General features: G+C 57.6%; 24 protein-coding genes. 8 read left to right on the top strand and 16 right to left on the bottom strand.

Annotation, left to right across the window (positions count from 1 at the left end; translation table 11 throughout):
* Window positions 1–283 precede the first annotated feature (283 nt).
* Both ACA052_RS22390 and ACA052_RS22385 read right to left on the bottom strand, forming a co-directional pair.
* A complete protein-coding gene (locus ACA052_RS22390) occupies window positions 284–1,900 on the bottom strand; it encodes an inorganic phosphate transporter (RefSeq protein WP_497646831.1) in 1,617 nt (538 codons plus the stop codon).
* Window positions 1,901–2,140: 240 nt separating this feature from the next.
* Complete coding sequence (locus ACA052_RS22385) at window positions 2,141–3,163, bottom strand: transporter (RefSeq protein WP_497646830.1); 1,023 nt, start codon at window positions 3,161–3,163, stop codon at window positions 2,141–2,143.
* A 379-nt stretch (window positions 3,164–3,542) separates the two neighbouring features.
* Here ACA052_RS22385 and ACA052_RS22380 point away from each other — a divergent pair, with 379 nt between their 5' ends.
* Both ACA052_RS22380 and ACA052_RS22375 read left to right on the top strand, forming a co-directional pair.
* Entirely contained in the window at window positions 3,543–5,165 is a 1,623-nt protein-coding gene (locus ACA052_RS22380) for a methyl-accepting chemotaxis protein (protein WP_497646829.1), read from the top strand.
* A 110-nt stretch (window positions 5,166–5,275) separates the two neighbouring features.
* Window positions 5,276–5,713, top strand: a complete 438-nt coding sequence (locus ACA052_RS22375) for a hypothetical protein (protein WP_497646828.1) — start codon at window positions 5,276–5,278, stop codon at window positions 5,711–5,713.
* On the opposite strand, the gene ACA052_RS22370 is transcribed toward ACA052_RS22375, so the two are convergent.
* The 3 genes from ACA052_RS22370 to ACA052_RS22360 all read right to left on the bottom strand — a co-directional run bounded on the left by ACA052_RS22370 (window position 5,710) and on the right by ACA052_RS22360 (window position 8,652).
* Window positions 5,710–6,888: a GAF domain-containing sensor histidine kinase gene (locus tag ACA052_RS22370; protein ID WP_497646827.1), complete on the bottom strand. Its 1,179-nt coding sequence runs from the start codon at window positions 6,886–6,888 to the stop codon at window positions 5,710–5,712. The genes ACA052_RS22375 and ACA052_RS22370 overlap by 4 nt on opposite strands.
* A gap of 134 nt (window positions 6,889–7,022) precedes the next feature.
* Complete coding sequence (locus ACA052_RS22365; protein WP_497646826.1) at window positions 7,023–7,331, bottom strand: PepSY domain-containing protein; 309 nt, start codon at window positions 7,329–7,331, stop codon at window positions 7,023–7,025.
* Window positions 7,332–7,524: 193 nt separating this feature from the next.
* The gene (locus ACA052_RS22360) at window positions 7,525–8,652 is read right to left on the bottom strand and encodes a glycerophosphodiester phosphodiesterase (protein WP_497646825.1); all 1,128 of its coding nucleotides are present in this window, start codon (window positions 8,650–8,652) and stop codon (window positions 7,525–7,527) included.
* Window positions 8,653–8,886: 234 nt separating this feature from the next.
* Between ACA052_RS22360 and ACA052_RS22355 the strand changes: the two genes are divergently transcribed.
* Window positions 8,887–9,213, top strand: coding sequence for a DUF2025 family protein (locus ACA052_RS22355; RefSeq protein ID WP_497646824.1), 327 nt, complete (start codon window positions 8,887–8,889; stop codon window positions 9,211–9,213).
* A 126-nt stretch (window positions 9,214–9,339) separates the two neighbouring features.
* Here the strand turns inward: ACA052_RS22355 and ACA052_RS22350 are convergent, their stop codons facing one another.
* The 4 genes from ACA052_RS22350 to ACA052_RS22335 form a co-directional block, all read right to left on the bottom strand.
* Window positions 9,340–9,663, bottom strand: a complete 324-nt coding sequence (locus tag ACA052_RS22350) for an antibiotic biosynthesis monooxygenase family protein (RefSeq protein ID WP_497646823.1) — start codon at window positions 9,661–9,663, stop codon at window positions 9,340–9,342.
* A complete protein-coding gene (locus ACA052_RS22345) occupies window positions 9,660–10,367 on the bottom strand; it encodes a CTP synthase C-terminal region-related (seleno)protein (protein ID WP_497646822.1) in 708 nt (235 codons plus the stop codon). The genes ACA052_RS22350 and ACA052_RS22345 overlap by 4 nt, the downstream gene beginning before the upstream one ends.
* Before the next feature lie 96 nt (window positions 10,368–10,463).
* A complete protein-coding gene (locus ACA052_RS22340; RefSeq protein WP_497646821.1) occupies window positions 10,464–11,003 on the bottom strand; it encodes a DUF1003 domain-containing protein in 540 nt (179 codons plus the stop codon).
* Window positions 11,004–11,128: 125 nt separating this feature from the next.
* Window positions 11,129–11,740: a TetR/AcrR family transcriptional regulator gene (locus tag ACA052_RS22335; RefSeq protein ID WP_497646820.1), complete on the bottom strand. Its 612-nt coding sequence runs from the start codon at window positions 11,738–11,740 to the stop codon at window positions 11,129–11,131.
* Window positions 11,741–11,959: 219 nt separating this feature from the next.
* On the opposite strand from ACA052_RS22335, the gene ACA052_RS22330 reads away from it, so the two are divergent.
* Both ACA052_RS22330 and ACA052_RS22325 read left to right on the top strand, forming a co-directional pair.
* A complete protein-coding gene (locus ACA052_RS22330; protein WP_497646819.1) occupies window positions 11,960–13,012 on the top strand; it encodes an MBL fold metallo-hydrolase in 1,053 nt (350 codons plus the stop codon).
* A gap of 136 nt (window positions 13,013–13,148) precedes the next feature.
* On the top strand, window positions 13,149–14,687 hold the full coding sequence (locus ACA052_RS22325; protein ID WP_497646818.1) for an amidase family protein: 1,539 nt from the start codon (window positions 13,149–13,151) through the stop codon (window positions 14,685–14,687).
* 263 nt (window positions 14,688–14,950) lie between these two features.
* Here ACA052_RS22325 and ACA052_RS22320 read toward each other — a convergent pair whose 3' ends face one another.
* Together ACA052_RS22320 and ACA052_RS22315 are read right to left on the bottom strand one after the other, a co-directional pair.
* Window positions 14,951–15,268: a helix-turn-helix domain-containing protein gene (locus ACA052_RS22320; protein ID WP_497646817.1), complete on the bottom strand. Its 318-nt coding sequence runs from the start codon at window positions 15,266–15,268 to the stop codon at window positions 14,951–14,953.
* A 93-nt stretch (window positions 15,269–15,361) separates the two neighbouring features.
* Window positions 15,362–16,129, bottom strand: coding sequence for an AraC family transcriptional regulator (locus tag ACA052_RS22315; protein WP_497646816.1), 768 nt, complete (start codon window positions 16,127–16,129; stop codon window positions 15,362–15,364).
* A 112-nt stretch (window positions 16,130–16,241) separates the two neighbouring features.
* Here ACA052_RS22315 and ACA052_RS22310 point away from each other — a divergent pair, with 112 nt between their 5' ends.
* The gene (locus ACA052_RS22310; RefSeq protein ID WP_497646815.1) at window positions 16,242–17,057 is read left to right on the top strand and encodes a sulfite exporter TauE/SafE family protein; all 816 of its coding nucleotides are present in this window, start codon (window positions 16,242–16,244) and stop codon (window positions 17,055–17,057) included.
* A 1-nt stretch (window position 17,058) separates the two neighbouring features.
* On the opposite strand, the gene ACA052_RS22305 is transcribed toward ACA052_RS22310, so the two are convergent.
* Entirely contained in the window at window positions 17,059–18,039 is a 981-nt protein-coding gene (locus tag ACA052_RS22305) for a hypothetical protein (protein ID WP_497646814.1), read from the bottom strand.
* A gap of 330 nt (window positions 18,040–18,369) precedes the next feature.
* Between ACA052_RS22305 and ACA052_RS22300 the strand changes: the two genes are divergently transcribed.
* The gene (locus ACA052_RS22300) at window positions 18,370–19,467 is read left to right on the top strand and encodes an HNH endonuclease (RefSeq protein ID WP_497646813.1); all 1,098 of its coding nucleotides are present in this window, start codon (window positions 18,370–18,372) and stop codon (window positions 19,465–19,467) included.
* A 177-nt stretch (window positions 19,468–19,644) separates the two neighbouring features.
* Here the strand turns inward: ACA052_RS22300 and ACA052_RS22295 are convergent, their stop codons facing one another.
* The 4 genes from ACA052_RS22295 to ACA052_RS22280 all read right to left on the bottom strand — a co-directional run bounded on the left by ACA052_RS22295 (window position 19,645) and on the right by ACA052_RS22280 (window position 23,607).
* Window positions 19,645–20,178 (bottom strand): BRO-N domain-containing protein, encoded by a 534-nt coding sequence (locus tag ACA052_RS22295; protein ID WP_497646812.1) that lies wholly within the window; start codon window positions 20,176–20,178, stop codon window positions 19,645–19,647.
* A gap of 1,065 nt (window positions 20,179–21,243) precedes the next feature.
* Window positions 21,244–22,494, bottom strand: a complete 1,251-nt coding sequence (locus tag ACA052_RS22290) for a ribonucleotide-diphosphate reductase subunit beta (protein ID WP_045057829.1) — start codon at window positions 22,492–22,494, stop codon at window positions 21,244–21,246.
* Between the two features lie 528 nt (window positions 22,495–23,022).
* Window positions 23,023–23,259, bottom strand: coding sequence for a hypothetical protein (locus ACA052_RS22285; protein ID WP_497646811.1), 237 nt, complete (start codon window positions 23,257–23,259; stop codon window positions 23,023–23,025).
* A gap of 84 nt (window positions 23,260–23,343) precedes the next feature.
* Window positions 23,344–23,607 carry a DUF2790 domain-containing protein gene (locus tag ACA052_RS22280; protein WP_497646810.1) on the bottom strand — a complete coding sequence of 88 codons (264 nt, stop codon included), beginning with the start codon at window positions 23,605–23,607 and terminating at the stop codon, window positions 23,344–23,346.
* 472 nt (window positions 23,608–24,079) lie between these two features.
* On the opposite strand from ACA052_RS22280, the gene acs reads away from it, so the two are divergent.
* The gene (acs, locus tag ACA052_RS22275) at window positions 24,080–26,035 is read left to right on the top strand and encodes an acetate--CoA ligase (RefSeq protein ID WP_497646809.1); all 1,956 of its coding nucleotides are present in this window, start codon (window positions 24,080–24,082) and stop codon (window positions 26,033–26,035) included.
* Window positions 26,036–26,299: the final 264 nt, after the last annotated feature.

Here is a 26,299-nt window from a genome sequence, read left to right as displayed (position 1 = left end):
TCCTGAATGCATCGAGTCTCTTAAGAATCGGCAACACGTTAACAAACTGAAGTGCGATCCGGCGGGTAGTGGATCAATAAAAGCGCAATCCCCTGAATTTGCGACGAAATGCTTTCTCCAGGCAAAAAAAATCCCGGCTCGCAAGGGCCGGGACTGGCCCCTGTAGGAGCTGCCGAAGGCTGCGATCCGTTGATCTTGCTTTTCAAGATCAAGATCAAAAGATCGCAGCCTGCGGCAGCTCCTACAGGGATCGGTGTTCGCCAAGCCACGCCTGGCCGTCGGATCAGAAGATTTGGGTGAACAGCCAATACAGGCTGCCCGACAACAGAATTGCCGCTGGCAAGGTCAGCACCCAGGCCATCAGCAGGTTGCGGATGGTCTTCATCTGCAACCCGCCACCGTTGGCGACCATGGTCCCGGCGACGCCCGAAGACAGCACGTGAGTGGTCGAGACCGGCAGCCCGAACATGTCAGCCGCGCCGATGGTCAGCATCGCGACGGTTTCCGCCGAGGCGCCTTGGGCGTAGGTCAGGTGCGTCTTGCCGATCTTCTCGCCGACCGTCACCACGATGCGCTTCCAGCCGACCATGGTGCCGAGCCCGAGCGCAATGGCCACGGCGATTTTCACCCACAGCGGAATGAACCGCGTCGAGTTGTCGATCTGCTGCTTGAACAGTTGCAGCTTGCCGCTGGTGTCGGCGTCGAAGTTGCCGACCTTGTTCTTGTCCATCAGGCGAATGGTTTCGCTGGTCAGGTACATGTCGTTACGCACGTTACCCACAGCCTCGGCCGGGACTTTGGACAGCGAGCCGTAGCCCTTGACCTGCGCGCCAATACTGCCGGTGAGGGCGGCCAGGGCCGGGACCAGCTGCGGCGTGGCTTCCTTGCTGCGCACGTACTCGGAGAGCACCGGACGCGGGTCGGCGGGTGACGGCTGCGGTGACACTTTCACCAGCGCCTGCTGGGTGACTTCGGCGACGGCGGCAAACTGCAGCGCCTGATCGGCCGGCATGGTGCGGTTCAGGGCGTAGGCCATTGGCAGCGTGCCGACCAGGATCAACATGATCAGGCCCATGCCTTTTTGACCGTCGTTGGAGCCGTGGGCAAACGAAACGCCGGTGCAGGTCACAATCAGCATGCCGCGAATCCACCACGGTGGCGGGGTGTTGCCTTCCGGCGCTTTATACAGCGAGCGGTTCTTGACGAAGGCACGCAAGGCCAGCAGCAACAGGGCGGCGAATCCGAAACCGACCAGCGGCGATAGCAGCAACGCATAACCGATCTTGGTCGCCTGCGCCCAATCCACGCCGCTGGTACCGTCGCGACCATGCATCAGGGCATTGGCCACGCCGACGCCGATGATCGAGCCGATCAGGGTGTGCGAGGAAGACGCCGGCAAGCCCAGCCACCAGGTGCCGAGGTTCCACAGGATCGCGGCGATCAGCAGGGCGAAGATCATCGCGAAACCGGCGGAAGAGCCGACTTGCAGAATCAGCTCCACCGGCAACAGCGCGATGATGCCAAACGCAACCGCGCCGCTCGAGAGCAGCACCCCCAGGAAGTTGAAGAATCCTGACCAGGCCACCGCGAAATTCGGTGGCATCGAGTTGGTGTAGATCACCGTGGCGACCGCGTTGGCGGTGTCGTGGAAACCGTTGACGAACTCGAAGCCCAGCGCAATCAGCAACGCCACGCCCAACAGCAGAAACGGTGTCCAGGTGGTCACCACCGTGCCGAGTTCGTGCATGTCGTGCATCAGGCTGTAGGCGGTGAACAACAGCCCGATGGCCAGCACGCCAAAAAAAATCACCAGGGTGAACAGGCCGGGTTTTTTATCGAACTGGGGTTTGCCGCTACGGGCGGGAGCCTGCGCTTCGGTGGTGTAGGAAGGAGTAGCCATGACGGACAATCCTGAGGAGGGAAGGAGTGTTGGTCATGATCGTTGCTGAATGTTACAGGGAGACTGCGTCAGGTCAGGGTTTAGGTTTTTTGTCGATCCGTTGATCTGAATCCAATGCCGTCCCCTGTAGGAGCGAGCTTGCTCGCGAAAGTCGGGAACGATAACGCGTAAAACCAGATACCCAGCGACGCCCTCGGGTTTTTCGCGAGCAAGCTCGCTCCTACAGAGGCGTGTGTCCGGTCAATAATCCTGACGCTTTCGAAACGCCCAGCGCCCGGCAATCACGGTGAACGTCGCCACCAGCGCCACCAGAATCCAGAACCCTTCCGGATCCCCCGAAAGCGGCACCCCGCCCACGTTCATCCCAAAGAAACCGGCGATGATGTTGATCGGCAATGCCAGCACCGTCACCACCGTCAGGGTGAACAGCGTCCGGTTGCTCTGCTCATTCAGGTTGGCGGCGATTTCTTCCTGCAACAGTTTGATCCGCTCTCCCAACGCCGTGAGGTCGTTGATGATCAGCGCAAACTCCTCGGTGGATTTACGCAGCTCCTTCACGTCTTCCTTTTGCAGCCACTGGGGCGGGCGATTGAGCAGGCGCAGCAACGAGCCCGGCTCCAGCGCCAGCAGCCGTTGCAGGCGCACCAGCACCCGGCGATTGGCACCCAGCTCCGCACGGTTGGTCGACAGCCGTGAAGACAGCAACTCATCCTCGATCTGATCCACGCTGAGGCTGGTCTTGCGCACGATCTGCGTCAGCACCTCGCCCTGATCGCGCAGCAAGTGCACCAGCAACTCCAGCGGCGAACGAAAACACTCGCCGGCTTTCACCGACGAACGCAGCTTGTCCACCGAGTGCAGCGGTTGCAGGCGCGCGCTGATGATCAGCCGACTGCGGGCGCACACCCACAGCGTCGATACATCGGAGGAAATCATGCTGCTGAGGTTGAACACCACATCGTTGACCACCGCCAGCAGCGCTGAATCCACATGCTCGATGCGCGTTGAGCGGGAGCCTTCGTGCAAGGCTTCGAAAAACTCATCCGGCAACTCCAGATTGCTTTTCATCCAGCGCTCGCACGCGGCGTGAGCCAGATTCAAATGCAGCCAGAGAAACTCGTCGCTGTCGGTAGGTGTTTGCAGGCATTGCAACGCCATCGCCGAATCAATCTCCCGCCCACGCTCGCCGGGACGAAAACTGAAACCGTAAAGCAGGCCGAACAGGTCCGGGTCGCGATGGCTTTGATCGATGCTGTGGTTCATGAGGTCTCGCAGAGGAGGTGCCAGATTCGGTGTCGGCTTCTGTAGGAGCTGCCGCAGTCTGCGATCTTTTGATCTTGATCTTTAAAAGCAAAAGATCGCAGCCTTCGGCAGCTCCTACAGGTCGCGGTGCGGTGGGGTTCGCAGGTTCACGTGAGCCGCATCATCGCAAGGAGTCTTGACGGTTTTGTGACAGATCAATGGCGGCCAAATAGTGGCCACGCCAGTGGTCGGAATTAATTCAAGAACCGCTCTGGCACGCCGATTACGCAGACGTTGACTTGCACGGCCTTGGCCCATAGCCAAGACCGCAGACAGGGATGTCCAGACACCTTTCACGCCTTGTTGCGGCGTGCCTCATCCCTGTCATGAGAATCACTCGATGCTGCAAAAATCCCTGAGAGCACAAATCCTCGCCTTGTTGAGCGGCAGCCTGTTGGCGATGTTGCTGATCGCCCTGGCCTGCTTTCATTTCCTGTCCAGCGGCGTTCAGAGCTACGCCAATCTGATCGATGGTCCGTTGCACACTTCACAGCTGATCGACGAAGCCAACCTGCAATTCAAGGTGCAGGTTCAGGAATGGAAAAACGTCCTGCTGCGCGGCAAGCAACCGGCCGACCTGGACAAATACTGGAAGCAGTTCGAAGACCGTCAGCGCGATGTACAAGGCATCCTCGGCGAACTGGCCACGCAGAAAGGCATCGAGCCGCAACTGAAAACCCGCATCGAACGCCTGCGTGACGAACACCGCCAGTTGGGCAGCGCTTACCAGAAGGGGCGCGATGCTTACGTGGCGGCGGGTTCCGATCCGACGGCCGGCGACACTGCGGTCAAAGGCGTGGACCGTGCGACCAGCGATCAGATGAGTGAGCTGGTCAGCGAGCTGCGCAAGCAGGGCGCCGAGCAGTCGACGCTGATCAGCGCCAGCGCCGACCGTACGGTGTTGCTGGGGATCATCGTGATGCTCGCCTCGGGCCTGTTGATTGGCCTGTTAAGCCTGTGGCTGGTCAACCGCAACCTGGTCGAACCGATTCGCAAACTGATCGAGTACGTGGCGCAATTGAGCCAGGGCAAGTTTGCCGAACGCGTGGCCAGCACCCGTCAGGACGAGTTGGGCAAGTTGGCGGTAGCGGCCAACACCCTGCGCGATTTCCTCGCCGAAACCTTCACCCGTTTGCAGCGCAGCGCCAAGGATCTGGATAGCGCCAGCGGTGAGCTGAATTCGATCGCCAGCCTGATGGCCTGCGGCACCAACGAGCAGTTCAACCGCACCGACCAGGTGGCCACGGCCATGAACGAAATGTCCGCCACCGCGCAGGAAGTCGCGCGTCACGCCGCCGATGCAGCGCGCGCGGCCGACGACGCCGACCAGTCCGCCCAGCAGGGCGAAAAAGTCATGCAGGGCACCATTCACACCATCACTCAAATGCGCGGCGAAATCGCCAACACCGCGACGGTCATTCGCCAGCTGGAAACCGACAGCGGACGCATCGGCAAGGTGCTGGAAGTGATTCGCGGCATCGCCGAACAGACCAACTTGCTGGCGCTCAACGCCGCCATTGAAGCGGCCCGTGCCGGTGAAGCCGGGCGCGGTTTTGCGGTGGTGGCCGACGAAGTCCGCAGCCTGGCCCAGCGCACGGCAGCGTCGATCATCGAGATCAACCAAATCATTCAAACCGTGCAAACCGGTGCGGTGGACGCGGCCCAGGCGATTGAAAGCGGCCAGTCGCGTAGCGAGGAAAGCGTGCAGCAAGTGACCGAGGCTGGCGCGATGCTGGAGCGCATCACCCATGCCGTGGAAGCGATACGCGACATGAACCGCCAGATCGCCACAGCCGCTGAGGAGCAGACCTCAGTGGCCGAAGACATCTCGCGTAACCTCACCGAAATCACCAGCATCGCCAGTACCAACCTGGACAACGTGCAACGAACCGAAGCGGCCAGCCACAACCTGAACGGGCTGTCGAGCCAGTTGAATGAAGTAACGGCACGGTTAAGCGCGTAATGGAAAGTGCTGTGTACCGGTTCGGGTACCGAGTCGGTACACAGTCGATCTCAAGTCCATGCAGCCAATGTCGATGACGGGTTAACCTGAACCCACATTGGAAAACAGCCATGGTCAGCATCACGTCGGTATCGATCGCCCAACCTCTCTCGACCGCTTCGAGCAAAGTCGCTGTCAGCGACAGCACCGAAGACACTTCCGTAACAGCAACCACTGACAGTTCCGGCGATAGCACCAAGGTGTCCGCCGGTGGCGCGCCTGCGTCGAGCGGCAGCGGCTCCAACAGCAGCGAAGAATCCGATTCGGTGAAGGAATTGCGAAAGCAGATCGCCGAGCTGCAAAAGCAAATGCAGGAGCAACAACAGCAACTGCAAGCAGCACAGGCTAAACAGGAAAGCGCCGATGCGAAGGCCGCCGACGTGGCAGCGGCCCAGTCGCAGATTGCGAGCACATCGGGGGCATTGCAGACAGCAACGGCGGCCCTGTTGCAGGCGTTGCAGGATTCCGATTCCAGCACGTCGGGTTCGCTGGTCAGTACGTCGGCTTAAACCGCGGCGGGCAGGCTGAAAGTAAACAGCGTGCCGTTTTGCACTGTCGATGCCACGTGCAGGCGGCCACCGTGGGACTGCGCAATCTGGCTGGCAATGTACAAGCCCAATCCCAGGCCGGCCTGCGGTGTATCGCGGGTCGGTCGCGAGTAGGGCTGGAACAGATGGGGCAGCACCGCTTCGGGAATCTGGCCCTGATTTTTTACCGCCAGCATCAACGCACCCTGATCGACCCGGGCGGTGATCTCCACTTCACCCTGTTCATCGCCGTGGGTAATGGCATTGGCCAGGAGGTTGGAGAGCAATTGCGCGACGCGCTCGCGATCGCACTGTACGCCCCGCAAATCGCTAATCGACGTGCGAATGGTTCGGTCGGGGTGCACGCTTTGTATTTCTGAAATCACATGCAGCAACGCCTCTTTGAGGTCCGGACATGGCGCGACGTTGACCGGGATGCCGTTGCCCAGGCGTCCACGAGCAAAGTCCAGCACGTCGTCGACCAGTTGCGCGGCGCGGTTGGCGCTGGTGAGAATGTGCCGCACTAGTTTATCGCTGGCCGGATTGGGGAATTTGCGCTGGAGCGTTTCAGCCGAGGCGCCGATGGCGAACAGCGGGTTGCGCAGGTCATGGCCAAGCACGGCGATAAACTGTTCACGCAGTTCGGCGGTTTCGCGTTCGTGCTGCAACGCCGCTTCGGTCTGTTGCTGGTTTTCTTCGGCTTCGATCTGCAGCGACAGCAAGCGGGCGAAGGATTCCATGGTGCTCTGGATGGCGCTGGCCTTGAGTTCGGCGGGGTTCGGATCGAGGGCGCAGATGGTGCCGAAAAAACGCCCGTCGGTACGGAATACCGGCACCGAGATATAGCTTTCGAACTTGTACAGGCGCGGGGTGTGGTGGTCGCGGTACAGCGGATCTTCACTGGCCTTGTCGATCACCACCGACACATGGGCGCTGCGAATTTCATGGCACAGGGTGGTGACCACATCCAGCTCACCGCCGACTTTGAGACCGAAATCCAGCTGGTCGAGCACGGCGCAGGCAGTCCACGAATCTTCGGTGACGCGAGCCACGGCGGCAAAACGCAGGCCGGTCATCTCCCGGATCACTTGCAGAATGGCGGGCACGGCGCTGATCCGACCGATCGTGGCGATGTCTGCTGCCGCTGTTTGCCTCATTTCAATGATTCTCTGCGTGAACACCGTGGGGGATTCTAGCGGGGTGGCGCCGTGTTGGCGCGACTACGTTATTTGAATCGGACACGCAAAAAAGCCGCACGATCCGAAAATCGTGCGGCTTTGTGGTGTGGGCGTCAATCGTCTAGTTTGTTTTTCAGGACTTCGCCGGTGGCGGCGTTCAAATCCACGTCGAATTCAACGCCTTTGGCATCTTTCAGTTCGACTTCGTATTCGTAGATGTTGGAGTGCTTGTCCAGGTCGCTGTCGGTAATCGTCGCACCCGGGTGCAACTTCAGCACGATCTGGTTCAACTCTTCCAACGACTTGATCTTGCCATCCTTGACCAACTGAGGGATCTGGTCGACCGGAACATCAGCGGCCTGGGCCAGGCCAGCGGTGAGGGTCAGGGCAGCAGCGGTGAACAGGGCAGTCAGGGTCTTCATGAGGTTCTTTCCTTGGGCGATCCGTTTAAGTGGGGCCAGATTAACTGTGGCAACTTAATTCAGGCTTAATTCCCGGAACCGTGTTGTTTTTAAAAGCTTCGCGGGCAAGCCTCGCTCCTACACGTCTTGTTTGTGATCAACATAATCCGGTAGGAGCGAGGCTTGCCCGCGAAGGCCGCACCAAGGTCCCGGATCAATACCCGTTATTCAGCAGCAACTGCGCAACAGTCCCCGCCGCCGGCCGCTTGTAGAACTTCAACAGTTCGCTGGCGCGGTTGGTAAAGATCCCATCAACCCCAGCGTCCATCACCTTCTGGTAATCCACCGCATCGTCAATGGTGTAGACGTGCACCAATAGCCCCTGATCATGGGTGAACTGGTTCATCCACGGTTTCACCAGGTCCGAGTAGCTCTGATCGCCGCCCTTGGTCAGCGCGGCAGAAGGGCCGGTGCCGATCGCGCCCCGGGCCTTGGCGTACTCGACCCATTGCTGGAATTCGGCTTTGCTCTTCGGTTGCTGTTTGGCGTAGTAAGTCGCTTTGTCCTTGTCGCCCGACTCGGCAAACGTCGCTTTGGATTCTGGCTCGATGCTGCCTTCACCGACCCACAACAGCAGGATTTTCGGCACTTGCGGCATTTCTTTCTGCAGCAATTCGAGGCTGCTCTTCTCGAAGGTTTGCAGCACCACTTTGCCTTTGCCCTGGCCAACGGCCAGATCGCTTTTCGCCAGTTTCGAACCGGCCGGGCTCAACCAGCCGCGATCCTGGAGTTTCTCCTTGAGATCCCGCTCGATGCCGGGAAACTGCTTCGGCTCTTTGGTTTCAATGTACAGCCCCGGCTTGTGCAACGGGTTGCCTTGGGCGATGTCGATGATTTCGTCGAGGGTCAGGATCTTCAGGCCGGCGTAGGAAGGGCGCGCGCGATCCGGGTAAGCCGTGTTGAACCAGCTGCCGGCATCCAGGGTTTTGAGTTCGGCTATCGTGAATTCGTTGGCCGGGCTGTCCTTGCGCTCGGGGAACCGGGTGGCCACATCCGTGGTGCGTTGCAGCGTGTTGTCGTGCAGGGCAAACAGCACGCCGTCCTTGCTGCGTTGCAGGTCCATTTCCAGGTAATCGGCGCCCAGATCGCGCGCCAGTTTGTAGGCGGCGGCGGTGGATTCAGGGGCATCGAACGAGGCGCCGCGGTGAGCGATGACCGCCGGATGCGGGATGCCGATGCGGGTCGCCAGCGCGGTCGGGCTTGGCTCACTGGTAGCCTGTGCCTGGCCGAGACCGAGCATCAGGCTCAGCAACAGGGCGCTCTTGGTGAAGGTTGCAGGCATGGTCGAGATCCTTTCGCAGAGTTTTCAAAGAGGTCTCTTTTAACAACTGAACGCCGCTCGCGCTATCGCCAGACCGACATAAACGTGTTTAAAGCGGATTTTTCCAGCGGTTTTGTGCGGTTCTTTGCAGTACTCTTGGCGTCGGCAGATTCCCCGACAGAGGGAATCCCGTTCGCTTTGCCCTGCGTGTAAACCATCGATCACCGGTCCTCTGCGACCTTTTGTGAGGTTTATATGCGCATCACTTCCGAGCTTATCTGTCAGGCCGCCGACCAACTCAAAGGCTTCGTCGGCCTCAATCGCAAGACCGGCCATTACCTTGTTCGTTTCAGCGAAGACGCCTTCGGCATGGACGTGGCGGACGACGGCATCATGGCTGCCAGTGAATTTGTCTGGGCTCTGGGACCGGAGCAGGCGATGACGCTCAGGCGTGAGTTGATTCAGTTGTTGCTGGACCAGAATATCGATGACCGGATCAACATCACCGAGCCGTTGCGGGTGTACATGAAGCGGCGGGAAGTGCCGGAGATTTCGGCGGTGCGCAGCCTTGTGCTGGTCTGAACTTTTGCGGTGACTGTGCCGGCCCCTTCGCGAGCAAGCCCGCTCCCACATTGGTTATGTGTCGATCACAAGACCCCTGTGGGAGCGGGCTTGCTCGCGAAGGCGGCCTCAAGCACACCACATCATTTACTGCTCGAACGCATACGCCCGCTCAACCTCGCACACCCGCGTATGACACGCCGAATACCACGTCGAACGCCCACGCTCACGGATCTCGCTGTGCTCCGGATGATTTTTCCACGCCAGAATCGCCGCCTCACTGGCCCAATAGGAAACCGTGATCCCAAGCCCATCCTCGCCCCGAGCCGACTCCACCCCGAGAAACCCCGGCTGCTCACGCGCCAGTTCCACCATGCGTTCGGCCGCCTCGGCGTAACCCTGATCACCCTCCGTACGCAGCGAGGTAAAAATCACCGCGTAATAAGGCGCTGACGGTGTTTTAGCGATCATGCCGGGTGCCTCGCACACGCAGCGACCAGCGCCTGGACAAGCGGCGGAACAATGCCTTTGAGCGCTGCACGCTCAGGCTGAAACAACGTCGCGACAAAAAACGGATGACCTTGCAGCTCCACCGCGCGCAAATCCCCCTGCGAATCGTGGCCCACGGCACACAGCTGTCGGGTCAATAACTCACGTTCAAACTCGGGATTCACACCGTAGCGGCAGCGATAGCCTTCGACAATCCCGGCGCTTTCGTACGCCTTGGCGATCAACGAGCCTTCAACCAGATGAATGCTGTCGACGGCCTCCACCAGTGAACACGTCAATGGTGTGAGCAGCGCGCGTGTCGCTTCAGGGTGGGTTTCACCATGCTCGGCATCATCCCAACCCAACACGTTTCGCGCGAACTCAAGCACCGCGTGTTGAAATCCGCCACACGTACCGAGGAACGGTCGCTGCTGTTCCCGGGCAAAACGAATCGCCCGCAGCGCGCCGTCCATATCGCGATAGGGACTGGCGGGCACACACCAGAAACCGTCGAAGTCGTGCAGTGTGCTACCGGAGTTGATGCGGTCAGTGGCCAGCCACTTGAACTGCACGTCCCTGTCGGCGTGCTTGGCGGCCATGTCGAGGGCGATGGGGATTGCTTGGTGGGCGGTGACTTGCGGGTCGTAGTCACCGATCAGGGCGATGCGGATTGCGTTGGCTTCCATGAGTGATCTCGATGCTTGTTGATTCCTGGTGTCCACTTATAGTTTGGCGTTAACGCACTCGCCATAGGCGCTGTCCTGACGTTGCCGTGAGGTAGATCAAGCCTTCGGCTGATCCATGCCCACAAAGTGGTGGTGCATTTCCGACGTCAGGTTTTCGATGCGCTCGGTCAAGGCCTTGGTCATTTCGGTGAGCCGGGTGTTCTGCTCGAGCAATTCCAGCAGCTGCGCGGAGTTCTGCGCCGCTTGAGCCTGACGTTCGCTGTTGGCCACGGCCAAGGCTTCGCGGTGTTGCGCATCGGCCTCGGACTGGGCTTTGTCCCGTGCCGCCTGACGGGTCTGGGCCAACAGGATCAGCGGTGCGGCGTAAGCCGATTGCAGGCTGAACGCCAGGTTGAGCAGGATGAACGGATACAAGTCGAAGTGCGCCACGCCAAACAGATTGAGGCAAACCCACAACACCACGATCAGCGTCTGCGCGCCGAGAAAGGTCGGCGTACCGAAGAACCGCGCAAAGGCCTCGGCGCGCAGGGCAAACTTGTCATTGCCGAAGGTCGGCGCCAGATGAGCGTGAGGGCGATGGAAACGCAAGTGGTCGACTGGGGCGGCGGGTTTGGTTTCGGTGGTCGAGGTGGTCATGATGCTCTCTGCATGGCGCGGGGACTGAGGCTCACTATAGCCCCAGCGCCAGTTTCATTCTGAAACACATTGCGCTGTCGTAATCAGAGCTCACCGGTGATCGGTAAAGCGGCGGACATTGTCATTTATCGCAGCTGGTAGCACGCCAGGAACATGTCCAGTGCCGAATCCACCACGGTGTTCTGCATGTCGGGCGACAGGCCCGGGAGCCCCATGGAGATCTGCGGCCAGAACGCAAAGGACTTGAGCATCCCCTGAATCTGTTGTGCGGCAAATTCCGGGTCGACAGGTTTCAAGCGGCCATCGGCCTGGGCGGCACGAATCCACACGGTCAGGCCCTCTTCGCGTTCGCCCATTCGAGCGACCATATTCTGCGCGCGCTCGGGCGAATGGATGGTGGCGGCGATGGCTACCCGCGCCAGGTCGAGAAAGTTGTCATCGCCCAGCATCTGCAATTTCGCCATCAACATCAGGCGCATCTGCTCGCGCAGTGGCAACTCAGGGCGGTAGGACGTTTCCTGTCCAGCCGTCACCCGCGCCCATAATTGATTGAGGATTTCGGCGAACAACTCCTCCTTGCTTGGGAAGTGGTTGTACACCGTGCGCTTCGACACGCCGGCGGTGGCTGCAATCTTGTCCATGCTGGTGATCTCGAAACCGTTGGCACGGAATTCGATAATCGCCGCCTGAATGATGGCTTCGCGTTTTCGGTCGGTCAGGCGCTGTGGAGCTGTCATAAGTACGCTTCGGCAGGAAAAAATGAAGATTTACACTCGGTAGTTTACTTGTAGTCCGCTTTGATGCAACCTAGAAACTACACTGTGCAGTGTAATGTTTTGTTAATCATGCGCGGTGAAGATCAGAAAGTCCGGCTAATGCGTGCGTGCGTGCTTTGGCCATTTATCGTCCCACCGTGAAGAACCGCAGCTTTGCGTTTCTTCTGGAGTCACTCAATCATGGTCACTGCAACTTCCCCAGCGGACAACGTCCGCGAACCTGAGTCTTCCCGTCAGGTAGAGGGGCACTTCAAAAACCATGCGCCGGTGCAGCGCGAAGGCTTTCGCAAAATGCTGCGCATCATGTGGAACATGATCTTCCACAAACCGCGTAGCACTCGCCCGACCGCGCCCGTCCCGGTGCAAACCCTGACGCAAGCGGCGTTGATCGCAGCGCCTAACCACAGCGTCTACCGCCTCGGCCACTCCACCGTATTGCTGAAACTGCGGGACAAATTCTGGATCACCGACCCGGTCTTTGCCGAACGCGCCTCACCGGTGCAATGGGCTGGCCCGAAACGCTTTCACCAGCCACCGATCAGCCTCGAAGCGTTACCGCCGATCGAAGCCGTGATCCTGTCCCATGATCACTACGACCACCTCGATTATCACGCCGTCCTCAAACTGGCGGACAAGGCCAAGTACTTCCTCACGCCGCTGGGCGTCGGCGATACCCTGATCAAATGGGGCATCGACGCCAGCAAAGTGCGCCAAATGGATTGGTGGCAGGGCACCGAAGTCGATGGCATTCAGTTTATCGCCACACCCTCGCAGCACTTTTCCGGTCGCGGCCTGTTCGATGGCAACAGCACGCTGTGGGCCTCTTGGGTGATGATCGACGGCGACACACGGATCTTCTTCAGCGGCGACAGCGGCTACTTCGACGGCTTCAAACGCATCGGCGAACAGTACGGCCCGTTCGACCTGACGCTCATGGAAACCGGCGCCTACAACGTCGAGTGGCCACATGTGCACATGCAGCCGGAGCAAACCCTGCAAGCGCACATTGACCTGAAAGGTCGGTGGTTGCTGCCGATTCATAACGGCACGTTCGATCTGTCGATGCACGCCTGGTACGAACCGTTTGACCGGATACTGGCACTGGCCTGGGAGCGGAATGTGTCGATCACTACGCCGCAAATGGGTGAGGCGTTTAACGTGATGCATCCGCAGCGGGGGAGTGCGTGGTGGTATGAGGTCGAGCAGCAGGTGTACCAACAGAGTGCCGGCTGAGCGGCTACAGACGGGGGCGAATATTCATACGTGATCTGGCGACAAGTGATGACGGACATTTCCGGCGGCGTCTGTAGGCTGGGAAAACGAGTGAGCTCAATCGCTCGCTATCCGTCATCACAAGGATCTTTATCACATGGATGTAACGTTAAACGGCTGCATGACGCGGCTGGCCCAGATAGTCCTGCTTTTCATTGCGAGCGAAGCGAGCGCAGCCCATGCGCAAACGCCGGTACCCGAGTCGAAGCTGGAATATTTAAGCGTCGATGAAATCAGCCAAAGAATGGAACGCAATCAGCTGAGTGCTGTAAGTCTCGTGCATCACCTGCAAAACCGGATTGAAGCGCTGGATAAACAGGGGCTGGCGATCAATGCGATCATCGAAATCAACCCGGATGCGTTAGCCATCGCCGAGTCGCTGGATCAAGAGCGACAACGAGGACACGTCCGGGGCCCCTTGCATGGCATTCCCGTATTACTCAAAGAGAATATCAATACCTCTGACCAGATGCAGACCAGCGCCGGTTCACTGGCCATGGTCGGTCAACCCGCCGCGCAGGATGCCTTCGTCGTGCAGCGACTCAGGGCGGCGGGGGCTGTGATTCTCGGAAAAACCAACCTCAGTGAATGGGCCAGTTTTCGCGACCCCGCCATTCCCGATGGTTGGAGCAGCCGCGGCGGGCAAACCAAAAATCCGCACGTGCTGAGCGTCACGCCTTGTGGTTCCAGTTCCGGCTCCGGCGCGGCCGTTGCCGCAGGTTTTGCACCGCTGGCAGTGGGAACCGAAACCGCCGGCTCGATTATTTGCCCGGCGTCCCTCAACGGTGTGGTAGGCCTCAAGCCTACCGTGGGTTTGCTCAGTCGCAGTGGCATCGTTCCGGTGAGTCTCAAGGTCGACACACCTGGACCCATGGCGCGCACCGTTCGCGAGGCTGCGTTGATGTTAAATGCGATGACGGGCAATGACGACGCTGAACCGATCAAAAAGCCTGGCGCCATCAGTACGGTGGACTACACGGCATTGCTGCTTCCGAACTCGCTGGTCGGGCGGCGCATTGGGATTCCGGCCAAGTTCGAGACCACCGGCGAGGCGGCACAGAGCGACCCTCTGTTTTCCCGGGCGCTGGAGGTCATGCAGGCCGCAGGGGCCACATTGATCCCCGTAGAGTTCAATGATCCTGCATCGCAAACCACGGAGCAGGTGGATAAGGCCTTCTGGATGGGTAGCAAGCGTGATCTTCCACGGTATCTGGCGACACGAACCGGTCTTGCAATCCAGAATCTGGAAGAACTTGTGCAATACAACGAGAAGTTTCCCGGCGCCGAGGGTTACGGGCAAACCACGCTGCGCGCGGCCAGCAACGTTGATTTTGACGAGCGCATTTACAACGAGTCTTGGCAAAAAATTCAACGTGAAAATGCGGCGGCCATCGATGATTTGCTGGTAGTGCATCAACTGGATGCGCTGGTATTGGATGTTGGCTCACCCGGTTTGAACGTCATACCGCTGGCAGGTTATCCCGGCATCATGATGCCTTCCGGTGTAGGCGATGACGGAGTGCCTACCTCGGTGTTTTTCTTCGGAACTCGCTGGAGCGAGGCGAAGCTTCTGGCGTTGGCTTATGGTTATGAACAAGCCTCCAATATGCGGCCAAAGCCTGCGTTCAAACCGTAACGACATCGAGTGCAAAGCATCGGGTTTTGTACTTCAGGTGAACACCACCTCAATTCGCTAACGCCAGTCAGTTAGGCCCTAACGCGATCTGTAGCAGCTGGCGAAGCCTGCGTTCGGCGGCGAAGCCGTCGTGAAATCAGCCGACGCGGTGCATCAGAAACACCTCAGTCACAGGTTTCACGACGGCTTCGCCGCCGAACGCAGGCTTCGCCAGCTGCTACAGAGATACACACGCCGGATGGCCATAATGCTGGAATGCTTCGTCACTCAACCATCGCAAAATCTGTCCGTCCCACATGATCAGGCGCCGCTCCTTTCATACTCATCCCCCGCCCCGGCGCAAACCCCGGGAAGAACACCAACCCCTCGGACTCAAATCGATACGCCAACGTCAGCCGGGTAACATCCGGCACATCGCGCTCGGCCTCAAACCGCTCGATCGCGTCGACCGAGACACCGGACTCCCGGGAAAGCTCATCAACACTCCAACCCAGCATCGCCCGGGCCTGGGCGCAATGCGCGGGGGTGAATTGGAAGAGGGCGATACGTTCCAGGGTGATTTTCATCGCATAAGAGGCCATGGTGTTCTCCGGGCTCGAGAGTGCTGATTCAAAAATTACTGTGTTTTTGTACAGTTGTTTTGCGCCCGGATCAAACTCATTTTTTGATTTGTTTTATTTCGCCCCTTCCAACCAGACGGACGGCGCCTGCCCCAGTACGCGACGAAACATCGTTGAGAATGCCGCTGGGCTGTCATAACCAAAATCCAGCGCAATCCGCGTTACCGGTTCACCCCCCACCAGCCGCGCAAGGGCCAGCACCACGCAAGCGCGCTGGCGCCACTGGCTGAAACTCAGGTCAGTTTGTTGACGAAACAGGCGATTGAACGTGCGCAAACTGATGTGCAATTGATCCGCCCATTGCTGCGGCGACTGATGAGCATCCGGCCGCTGCAAAAAGCCCTGGCACAACCCGAGAAGCCGCGCATCGACAGGCAGCGGAATGTGCAACGGCAGGTGAGCACTGCGCGCGAGTTCGTGCAGCAGCAAATCGACCAACGCCCCATCGCGCCCGGTCTCGTCGTACACCAGTGGGATCTCCACAGCTTCCATCAGCAAATGCCGCATCAACGGTGAAACGCTGATCACCTGACAACGGTTGCCCAAATCCACAGCCGTCGGCTCGATATACAGGCTGCGAGTGCTCACCCCGAGCATCAACACCTCATGCGCCACCCCCGCAGGAATCCACACCGCCCGCTGCGGCGGCACCACCCAATTGCCGTCGTGCGTGCTGACCTGCATCACCCCAGTCGCGCCGTACAACAGCTGCGCCCGCCGGTGTGTATGACGGGGTAGCACATGACCGTAGGAATAATCCGTACCGATCGCCACCACCGGCCGTGGCGTCTCATCCAGCAGATTTATCGAAACATTGCGCATCGAGCAGCTTCCAACGGTTGGCGTAAACGCAAACATTATTGGCTGACTTGCTGAAGCAGGCCAAGCCGCATCGCTCTATCGTCGACCGCTCTCAAACAACGGAAGGCGCGCGATGTTCTATCTCTTGCTGACACTCTTCGGCTGCACGACCGGCGTCACCGCCGTGCTGTTCGGCTTCGGCGGCGGATTCGTCGTGGTGCCATTGCTCTATCGCATGCTCATGGCCAGCCACAGTGCCGACGACCCGATTAGCCAATCGGCGATGCACATCGCCGTGGCTACTTCGACCTGCGTGATGATCGTCAACGCGCTGGTCGCCACCGGAAATCATCACCGCGCGGGTAATCTGATTCGCCATTACCTGTGGCCGTTGGGTGGGTTCATCGGTTTGGGGGCGGTGGTCGGCGCCGTGGCTGCGATGTGGGTGAGTGGCGAGATGATTCGGTATGCCTTCATCGCGTACCTGGGCGTGACCATTGTGGACTGCCTGTTCAGACGCGGATTTCTTACGCAGTCCAACAATGAAATCCCACGTCGATTGGGGAGGGCAGAAGTGTCGGGTGGCGGCGTAGGAATCGGCGCGGTCGCTACATTTCTGGGCGTAGGCGGCAGCGTCATGACCGTGCCGTTGTTGCGTCGCTGTGGGTTGAGCATGTCACAGGCGACGTCCATGGCTAATCCACTAAGCCTGCCGGTGGCGCTGGCCGGGACGGTGACTTACATGGCGATGGCTGGATTTACCGAATTTGATCTGGGCGCGTGGTTTATCGGCTATGTGGATCTGCTGGCGTTTGCGGTTTTGACGATGGGGTCGTTGCTGGGGATTCGATTGGCCACGCCGTGGATCGGACGGATACCGGACCGAATCCATGCACGGGTTTATGTTGGATTGCTGGTGTTAGTGATGATTAGCATGAGCCTGAATTGACCTACTTCGCCTCTAACCCCGGCACCTCACGAATAATAAAGTGATCCAGGTTCTCGATATTCGCACTGAACACCCCGAACGTCTGCTCGGGGTTTTTCTTGCTCGGCACCTGCTTCAACTCCGGCGTCACGCCATAAAAGAAGCAAAACAACTCGGCATCGCTGTCGATGGCGTGCTTGATCTCTTCCAGAAACGCTTTGCGCTTGCGGTAGTTCTCGATCAACTTCTTGCTCAGGTAAACATTGACCGAATAAGGCTTCTTCTTCGCCTCATCCGCCTGCTTGAACCAGACCTTCTGCTCGAAATCGATGCGAAAGCTCTGCGTGTAATCCTTGATCTCCTTGATCTTGCCCCAGTAAATCAGCCCCTTGTTGTCCGTCAGGTATTCGATCTTCTTGAAGAACGACCCATAAGGCGCCGTGTGCTCGCCAATCTTCAGCGGCATGCGCTTGAGCAGGTCCTTGTCTTCGAAGTTCGACACGAAGCACTCCACCGGGTGGGCGAAGATGCTGGTCTTGTCGGGTGCTGATTCGTGGCTCGGGTGCTCAGCGTCATTGGTTTTGGAAGAGGGTTTCAGATCTTCCCGTACCACATCCTCCGCCACCGCCGGGTTCGACGCCTTACGCACATACTGACGCCGGGTCAGCAACAACTCCGACGGAAAATGCTCCTCGCGGCTGTCATCCGTTTCCGCATCCACACCTGATGGCGAAGCCTTGAGGCTGACATAAGGACAATCCGCCACATGCCGGGTGCTGGGCGTGTTCTTGAAGTGCGGGGTGCGAACGTAATTCACGTTCTTGGCGTTGAACGTCGTCAACACATTCGCCCCATCAAACGCCAAACGACAGGCATCGTTGGGGCACTGGAAGTGCTCCTTGGCGGAATCGAACACCATGGTTTCGTCGAAATTCAAATCGCGAACGTCATAGATCGACAACTTGTCGTCGAGGCTGAGGCAGTAGGCGAGATCGAATTTCATGGTGGGCTCGGGTCCTTGAGGGGGAATGGTATTAATAGCGGGAGGCGGGGCGGGTTGCACTGAAAGTTTTCAACACACCGCAAAATCTGCGGCAACACACCAAACCTGTGGGAGCTAGCCTGCTCGCGAAAAACCTGAGAGCACCACTGAACATCTGCTCTACGCACCATCATTCACAACCGTCCACGGCACACCGCCAAGAGCAGGCTCGCCACGTCTATCGAAACTCTAGAAATAGTGGCTATACGCCCTGTTACGTATTGAAACCCTTTGGTACTTTGGCGGTGGTAGGACTTTTCCTACGGCAATTGTCGATAAAGGACAGCGCTCGTGGTGATCAAAGCGGTTTCGAAGGAACGAATAGACAAAGCGTTGCTGGAGTTTGACCGTAAATTTCGGAGTAAGCGCGAATGGCAGGGCTGGGAAAATAATCTAGCTCACCGTTACGCCATTCACGATTGCGGTGAACTGTATCCGGCAAAGAAAATCGTCTCTCTGGCTACAGGTATTGCCGTAGAAGAATTCTCAGGCGGACACCCGACCAACAGCTACCTAGAAAAGCGAGGCTTCACTATTGTGGAGTTGCCGCGTGGCGAGAGCGCGCCCGTATTGCAGTTCACGCCGGGTGCTGTTTACGATCGAAAAACTGAAATTAATGGACCGTTCGGGGGGAGCTTGCAAAGCGGCATTGCTCCGTCCGCTACCTACCCTGCAATATTTTTGTTCACTGGCGATAGTGGTGCGCAATATGGGTATACCGACGATTGGGACAACGGCGCCTATCTTTATACCGGTGAAGGACAAAGCGGACCGATGACTTTGATCCGAGGCAACCGATCGATTGCTAATCATGCCGAGGATGGCCGAGCGCTTCACTTGTTTAAATCCCTCGGCAAAAGTAAAGGCAACGAATACGTAGGTGAGTTTTCTTGCGCCGACATGTTTGAACGGACCCAGCCGGATGTGAACGGCCAGGATCGGACGGCGATTGTTTTTCGGTTAGTTCCTGTGGGCATTCCTGGTGAACTAATTGAAGCTGAAGAACAGTACGAAGACGAGGCTGACCTTTCCGGTTCTCTGGCTGCTGCGAGGTTGGCTGCGTTGGCTGCATGTAAGCCTAACAGCGGTGATTTAGAGCAATCTGCTCCGCGTAAGATCTATCAGCGCAGCCGAAAGGTTGCGCATTATGTGCTGATGCGTGCCGAGGGTGAATGTGAGAGCTGTGAGAAACCGGCTCCTTTTATGAAAAAGGATGGCACGCCCTACCTAGAGCCCCATCACGTAAACCGGCTCTCGGACGGTGGGTTAGATCATCCACGCTATGTAGGGGCTGTATGCCCAAGTTGCCATCGGGAAATTCATTCTGGAGTGCACGGGGCGTTGGTGAATGAGAGGTTGAAGCAGCGGTTGGAAGTAATTGAAAGCTGATTGAGTGGTGTGCCAAGGCAATTGGCCCTAAATCCCCAAAGCGCTCCAGGCGCTTTCTTTCTTCTTTACGCACATAACATCGCCGAGGTTTGAAAACCCTCGGGCGATGCTGAGTGGACTGTCTACGAAAATACCTACGGAGAACTGCGAAGCTTCTTTCTGTCGATCCTAAAAAGTCTAACCTACCGAATGCTTCGACGATTGAAAAGCCTCCAAAACCTTACGCCACCAAGGCTTAACTGCTGGAACGCGCCTTCGCGTTCGATTGAGCAACAAGTAAGGCATGACCCTCAGCCGAATCCAGCCATCATCCTGCCAATGCAACAGACTCAACGACATCTCCGGCCAATCCAACAAACTCAACATCGGTCGATCCGCATTCTTCGACGGCCCCGCATCGCGCAACGCCGGCACCACTTGATGAGTTAACCATTCACGCAACAACCGATTCCCCGGCGCATAGTGATAAACCAACAACGCATAGACGCCGGACTCGCTGAGCATCAACCGTTTTTCCGGTTGCCCGTGGTACTCAATTAACAACGTGTGCCGCTGATCTTCGTCGAGTTTGCTAACCACCCGATCACTCAAATGAAAACCCATCAACCGACCAAAATCGCAGGCGCAGAACCATGCTTGGTTTTCCAGGAGGAGGGCGTGAAGGACAAGGTTGTGGCGGGAGAAAGCCTTTGCAGAGAAGGGATCAGACATAGCTGATCTCCAGAGTTCCGAGAGTGTGGGGTCGATCATGTTTAGGCATATCCATTACCTCTACGTTTAGATTTTAGAGGGCCGGAACCCAACGTAGAGTGGACTTAAGAAATCCCAACGAGCTAAGCCATCACACACCGGAACGACAAATCACCGAAAGGTGATTGCGGATCTGAGTGATTGGCCAAGCTTTCTACGTTGGGCGTTTCTTAGGCACCTGCAATGGAGCTTAGAGGTGCTTTGAATGGGCATCAATGCGGAAGTATCTGGAACTGCTGTAGGAGTTTTTGCGGGGGCATCGAGATGAGCAAGAGTTTTCCTACCTAGAAAAAACCAAAATCAGATTCTGTCTTGATTTGCTGATTCATTAAAATTGTGAGTTTGGTAGTTCTTAGGATGAATGCGGGGCACAGTCGCCCCGCATCATCGTTTACGTTAGCGGTTGCTATCAGGTGTACGTTCTACCTGCACCCAGGTGTGCCCTGGTTGAGTGGTAGGCGGTAATGATGTTCGGTCTGGGACGGTTGCAAAATTATCCTTAAGACCGCCGCGAGGGCCTTGTTCCTGATAGATACCACCATTTTTTCCGGTGTTTACACCGGGCTTTTTACCACTTGCCATGAGAAATTCTCCTATTGGCAGTTTAAGCCCGATTCGTACGAAGGTAGGCGGGATTAGCCATTTCACGTCTTGCGCTTTTAGGCATTTCGTCCTAAAAATTTGTAGACGGATGATCTGGTCTGTACACTCCGCGTCCAACCTCAATCCTAATCGGGTTGAGATGCTTTCCTTGGGGTAGGCCTTCGAAACTTTCCCCCTTGGATCGCCGTTAAATCCCAGACCGCATGCGGTCTGGGTTTCTTATTTGCGTAAGAAACTACGCAAACTCGATTCTAAGAGCCGTCCTGGCTTGAGCAAAAAATCTATTATTCTTTGTGTGCTTTGTCGCTAATAACTTGCGCAAGATTGCGCTTTGTTCATTAGTAATTTACTTATCCAAATGAAACCGTTTCACAGTTAGATGAAACGGTTCAAATTTAGATGATGTTCATCGCAGTTTTGGATTTAATCCCAGCTCAACGCCCCACCAGTCTGATACTCAATAACCCGAGTCTCAAAGAAATTCTTCTCTTTCTTCAAGTCCATAATCTCGCTCATCCAAGGGAACGGGTTCGTAGTCCCTGGATACTCTTCCTTCAACCCAATCTGCGACAAACGACGGTTAGCGATGAACTTCAGATAATCCTCCATCATCGCCGCGTTCATGCCGAGTACGCCGCGAGGCATGGTGTCACGCGCGTATTCAATCTCCAGCTGAGTCCCCTGCAGAATCATCTGCGAAGCCTCTTCCTTCATCTCCGCATCCCACAAGTGCGGGTTTTCGATTTTGATCTGGTTGATCACGTCGATGCCGAAGTTCAGGTGCATGGACTCGTCGCGCAGGATGTATTGGAACTGCTCGGCGACGCCGGTCATTTTGTTGCGGCGGCCCATGGAGAGGATTTGGGTGAAGCCGCAGTAGAAGAAGATGCCTTCCAGGACGCAGTAGTAGGCGATCAGGTTGCGCAGCAGTTCTTTGTCGGTTTCGACGGTGCCGGTTTCGAACTTCGGATCGGAGATCGAGCGGGTGTATTTGAGGCCCCAGGTGGCTTTTTTCGCGACCGATGGGATCTCGTGGTACATGTTGAAGATCTCGCCTTCATCCATGGCCAACGATTCGATGCAGTACTGGTAGGCGTGGGTGTGGATCGCCTCTTCGAAGGCCTGGCGCAGGATGTACTGGCGGCATTCCGGGTTGGTGATCAGGCGGTACACGGCCAGCACCAGGTTGTTGGCAACCAGGGAGTCGGCGGTGGAGAAGAAGCCGAGGTTGCGCATGACGATGCGGCGCTCGTCGTCGGTCAGGCCTTCCGGGTCTTTCCAGAGGGCGATGTCGGCGGTCATGTTGACTTCTTGCGGCATCCAGTGGTTTGCGCAGCCGTCCAGGTATTTCTGCCAGGCCCAGTCGTACTTGAAGGGTACGAGTTGGTTGAGGTCGGCGCGGCAGTTGATCATGCGCTTTTCGTCGACGGCGACACGGGCGGAGGCGCCTTCGAGTTCGGCGAGGCCTTCGGCGACGTCGAGATTGTCCAGGGCCGCTTTGGCACGGGCGATTGCGGCTGAGTCCGACGCGGTGACGGCGCGAGCTTCTTGAGCGGCGACGCCACCAGCGGTGTCGAGTCGGTCCATGTTGGCTTCAGTCGCGTGGCCGGCGTTGGCGCCTTTTACCACGGTCTCGCCGCTGTCTTCTTTGTCGAATTCGTCCCAGCTCAGCATGACGTGTCGTCTCCTGCGTGAGGGCCAGATGCCCGTGTGAAAACTGATAGGTTGGTTTTTCACACGACCGGTCTGGCCGCGTTGGATCTAATGGAAATCGTTTTTTGCAGCGGTACAACGCAGGCAATAAACAGAATTTTGTACGGGTGTTCTGAGGCCACTGACGGGCGCAGACAATGCGAACAGCTTCTGCGTGGGCTTCAGACTGGCTTGTTCCCCCTGTAAGGGAATATTGCAGGCCCGATTAACGCCGCATTATAGGGAAATTTTCGGTCGCGTGGTGCGACGAAATGGCACTGAGAAGGGTAGGCAGGGGACGTTTTTAGGCAGGAGTGAGGGTTTACAGGGCTTTGGCTGGTATCGCGGGTGCAGAATTTTTTTTCATAAAATTTGGCGCTCGATTATTTTTGCTCAAAAAACAATCAAAAACCGCCTTTTCCACTACATGTTGTGTTTTGAATCGGTTTTCGGTAGCTCCAGACACAACTAAGCCCGACCAACGTCGGGCTTTGAAGTCGCGCTCATTTATCAGCTGAGACGAGCTGCACCCACGTGGTCCGCACCATCGGCAGCGACCTTGGCAGCACCGATGTGATCGGCGCCATCGGAAGCGAAGGACGCCGAACCGGTAGAGTCGTAACCGGCACAAGCGACAGGCGTTTCAGCGGTGAAAGCAGCCGAGCCGGTGCGATCGTAGCCATCGGCGGCGAAGGTGTTCGCGGCCAGGATAGACAGGGTCAGAGCGAGGATCAGTTTGGTTTTCATCGTATTGGCTCCAGGTTCGGCGCTTCATCTGCCTTAATTAGCGGGCGGATGGGTCGAACCTTGGGAAAGAGAGAGGGCGGGTGATTAGCCGTTAGAGCAGCCGTTACCCATGACGCTGTAGCGCAGAATGTGGCGTTGGCCTTTCGAGTCGTCGTATTCCATTGTTGCTGGTACAACTTCACACACATTCGGGACTTCGCTCATGGAGATAACTTTGGCGATGTCCAAGTGGGTGGAGTAAGTGTATTCCTCTACCGCGGGTTGTTGCTGTGCGACATCAGTCGGGACCTCGTCTGCCATGGCGGTTGCGCACAGGCTGGAGAGGGCCAGAACTAATAAAGCTTTCATTTCGTTTTTACCTTTTAGAGGTCGAGTGGGGTCACGCAACCTTTTTGGGGTTGCGTGTGGAACTTGATTACCGGTGTTTTGATTAACTGCCTTCGTGGGGGCTGCAACTTGGTTAATCAGGGTTTGCCTTGTTGGCGAGGCGGATTCTAGGCGCGGGGTCTGGATTCATATAGGTGGGCTTTTGATAAACACCTTTGACAGTTTTCGTAACAATCCCCCCAAACCGGCCTGTACACATCCCCTGTAGGAGCTGCCGAAGGCTGCGATCTTTTGATCTTCAAGACCGCCAAGATCAAAAGATCGCAGCCTGCGGCAGCTCCTACATTGGCCGTAGATACCGTGGTTGAGCGTTTCGGCGCGGTATAGCCACATTTTGTAGGGGCTTGTTACTACCATCGTCGAATGGTTCTATAGCCCCGGCCCGGCTACAACGGAGTCATACAAAAACAACTATTCCACCGAGGTAAGAAAGATGAGTGCGGCTTCTCTGTATCCCGTTCGTCCCGAGGTAGCAGCCAACACGCTGACCGACGAGGCAACCTACAAAGCCATGTACCAGCAGTCGGTCGTCAACCCGGACGGCTTCTGGCGTGAGCAAGCCAAGCGCCTCGACTGGATCAAGCCTTTCACCACGGTGAAGCAGACGTCCTTCGACGATCACCATGTCGACATCAAATGGTTCGCCGACGGCACCCTGAACGTTTCCTACAACTGCCTCGACCGTCATCTGGCCGAGCGCGGCGATCAAGTCGCGATCATTTGGGAAGGGGATGACCCTGCCGAAAGCCGCAACATCACCTACCGCGAGCTGCACGAGCAAGTCTGCAAGTTCGCCAACGCCTTGCGCGGCCAGGATGTTCACCGCGGCGACGTGGTGACTATCTATATGCCGATGATCCCCGAAGCCGTGGTCGCCATGCTGGCCTGCACCCGGATCGGCGCGATTCACTCGGTGGTGTTCGGTGGTTTCTCGCCGGAAGCCCTGGCGGGTCGCATCATCGACTGCAAATCCAAAGTGGTGATCACCGCTGACGAAGGCATTCGTGCCGGCAAGAAAATCCCGCTCAAGTCTAACGTCGATGACGCGCTGACCAACCCGGAAACCAGCAGCATCCAGAAAGTCATTGTGTGCAAGCGCACCGGTGGCAACATCAAGTGGAACCAGCATCGCGACATCTGGTACGAAGACCTGATGAAAGTGGCGGGCAGCGTTTGCGCGCCGAAAGAGATGGGCGCCGAAGAAGCGCTGTTCATCCTTTACACCTCCGGTTCCACCGGCAAGCCGAAGGGCGTGCAGCACACCACCGGCGGTTACCTGCTTTACGCCGCCATGACCCATGAGCGCGTGTTCGACTACCGTCCGGGCGAAATCTACTGGTGCACCGCCGACGTGGGTTGGGTCACCGGCCACACCTATATCGTCTATGGCCCGCTGGCCAACGGCGCGACCACCGTGTTGTTCGAAGGCGTGCCGAACTATCCGGACATCACCCGGGTGGCGAAGATCGTCGACAAGCACAAGGTCAACATCCTCTACACCGCGCCGACCGCGATCCGCGCGATGATGGCGTCGGGCAAGGCCGCTGTTGAAGGCGCTGATGGCAGCAGCTTGCGTCTGCTGGGTTCGGTCGGTGAGCCGATCAACCCGGAAGCGTGGGATTGGTACTACAAGAACGTCGGCCAATCTCGATGCCCGATCGTCGATACCTGGTGGCAGACCGAAACCGGCGGCAACATGATGAGCCCGTTGCCGGGCGCTCACGGTCTCAAGCCGGGTTCGGCGGCACGTCCGTTTTTCGGCGTGGTGCCAGCATTGGTGGACAACCTGGGCAACATCCTCGAGGGCGTTGCCGAGGGCAACCTGGTGATTCTCGATTCGTGGCCTGGCCAGGCGCGCACGCTGTATGGCGACCATGACCGTTTCGTCGACACCTACTTCAAGACGTTCCGTGGCATGTACTTCACCGGTGACGGTGCCCGTCGTGACGAAGACGGTTACTACTGGATTACCGGTCGTGTGGATGACGTGCTCAACGTGTCCGGCCACCGCATGGGCACCGCCGAGATCGAAAGCGCGATGGTTGCGCACCCGAAAGTCGCCGAGGCTGCCGTGGTTGGTGTGCCGCACGACATCAAGGGGCAAGGCATTTATGTCTACGTCACGTTGATCGGTGGTGAGGAACCGACCGAGCAATTACGCCTGGAACTGAAAAACTGGGTGCGCAAGGAGATCGGCCCAATTGCTTCGCCGGACGTGATCCAGTGGGCGCCGGGGCTGCCGAAAACGCGTTCGGGCAAGATCATGCGCCGGATTCTGCGCAAGATCGCTACGGCGGAATACGATGGGTTGGGTGATATCTCGACGCTGGCGGATCCGGGTGTGGTGCAGCATTTGATTGATACGCACAAGACGATGAACGTTGCATAAGTAGCGCTTCTTGAGTCATCAAAGCCCTGCCAGGTGGTGAGCCTGGTGGGGCTTTTTTATGAGCAACATCAAAAGATCGCAGCCTTCGGCAGCTCCTACAGGAGAATGCGTTTCCCTGTAGGAGCTGCCGAAGGCTGCGATCTTTTGATGTTCAACCAATATTTATCGGTTCACCTGTCAGCCGATTCCCACTGTTACCGCCGCCCTTCAAGTAACTGAATGTGTAACCGCTCGCTCGGATACGGGGCATTGGGAAACGCAAAG

It is taken from the genome of Pseudomonas sp. LBUM1644 (genome assembly GCF_059716195.1).
This window is presented reverse-complemented; position numbering and strand designations above follow the sequence as displayed.

Coding starts and splice junctions, on each gene's coding strand:
- ACA052_RS22280 (WP_497646810.1), bottom strand. CDS start 23,607: ATGAAAGCTTTATTAGTTCTGGCCCTCTCCAGCCTGTGCGCAACCGCC.
- ACA052_RS22380 (WP_497646829.1), top strand. CDS start 3,543: ATGCTGCAAAAATCCCTGAGAGCACAAATCCTCGCCTTGTTGAGCGGC.
- ACA052_RS22310 (WP_497646815.1), top strand. CDS start 16,242: ATGTTCTATCTCTTGCTGACACTCTTCGGCTGCACGACCGGCGTCACC.
- ACA052_RS22325 (WP_497646818.1), top strand. CDS start 13,149: ATGGATGTAACGTTAAACGGCTGCATGACGCGGCTGGCCCAGATAGTC.
- ACA052_RS22320 (WP_497646817.1), bottom strand. CDS start 15,268: ATGGCCTCTTATGCGATGAAAATCACCCTGGAACGTATCGCCCTCTTC.
- ACA052_RS22375 (WP_497646828.1), top strand. CDS start 5,276: ATGGTCAGCATCACGTCGGTATCGATCGCCCAACCTCTCTCGACCGCT.
- ACA052_RS22390 (WP_497646831.1), bottom strand. CDS start 1,900: ATGGCTACTCCTTCCTACACCACCGAAGCGCAGGCTCCCGCCCGTAGC.
- ACA052_RS22355 (WP_497646824.1), top strand. CDS start 8,887: ATGCGCATCACTTCCGAGCTTATCTGTCAGGCCGCCGACCAACTCAAA.
- ACA052_RS22365 (WP_497646826.1), bottom strand. CDS start 7,331: ATGAAGACCCTGACTGCCCTGTTCACCGCTGCTGCCCTGACCCTCACC.
- ACA052_RS22285 (WP_497646811.1), bottom strand. CDS start 23,259: ATGAAAACCAAACTGATCCTCGCTCTGACCCTGTCTATCCTGGCCGCG.
- ACA052_RS22335 (WP_497646820.1), bottom strand. CDS start 11,740: ATGACAGCTCCACAGCGCCTGACCGACCGAAAACGCGAAGCCATCATT.
- acs (WP_497646809.1), top strand. CDS start 24,080: ATGAGTGCGGCTTCTCTGTATCCCGTTCGTCCCGAGGTAGCAGCCAAC.
- ACA052_RS22345 (WP_497646822.1), bottom strand. CDS start 10,367: ATGGAAGCCAACGCAATCCGCATCGCCCTGATCGGTGACTACGACCCG.
- ACA052_RS22370 (WP_497646827.1), bottom strand. CDS start 6,888: ATGAGGCAAACAGCGGCAGCAGACATCGCCACGATCGGTCGGATCAGC.
- ACA052_RS22290 (WP_045057829.1), bottom strand. CDS start 22,494: ATGCTGAGCTGGGACGAATTCGACAAAGAAGACAGCGGCGAGACCGTG.
- ACA052_RS22350 (WP_497646823.1), bottom strand. CDS start 9,663: ATGATCGCTAAAACACCGTCAGCGCCTTATTACGCGGTGATTTTTACC.
- ACA052_RS22315 (WP_497646816.1), bottom strand. CDS start 16,129: ATGCGCAATGTTTCGATAAATCTGCTGGATGAGACGCCACGGCCGGTG.
- ACA052_RS22360 (WP_497646825.1), bottom strand. CDS start 8,652: ATGCCTGCAACCTTCACCAAGAGCGCCCTGTTGCTGAGCCTGATGCTC.
- ACA052_RS22295 (WP_497646812.1), bottom strand. CDS start 20,178: ATGTCTGATCCCTTCTCTGCAAAGGCTTTCTCCCGCCACAACCTTGTC.
- ACA052_RS22330 (WP_497646819.1), top strand. CDS start 11,960: ATGGTCACTGCAACTTCCCCAGCGGACAACGTCCGCGAACCTGAGTCT.
- ACA052_RS22305 (WP_497646814.1), bottom strand. CDS start 18,039: ATGAAATTCGATCTCGCCTACTGCCTCAGCCTCGACGACAAGTTGTCG.
- ACA052_RS22385 (WP_497646830.1), bottom strand. CDS start 3,163: ATGAACCACAGCATCGATCAAAGCCATCGCGACCCGGACCTGTTCGGC.
- ACA052_RS22340 (WP_497646821.1), bottom strand. CDS start 11,003: ATGACCACCTCGACCACCGAAACCAAACCCGCCGCCCCAGTCGACCAC.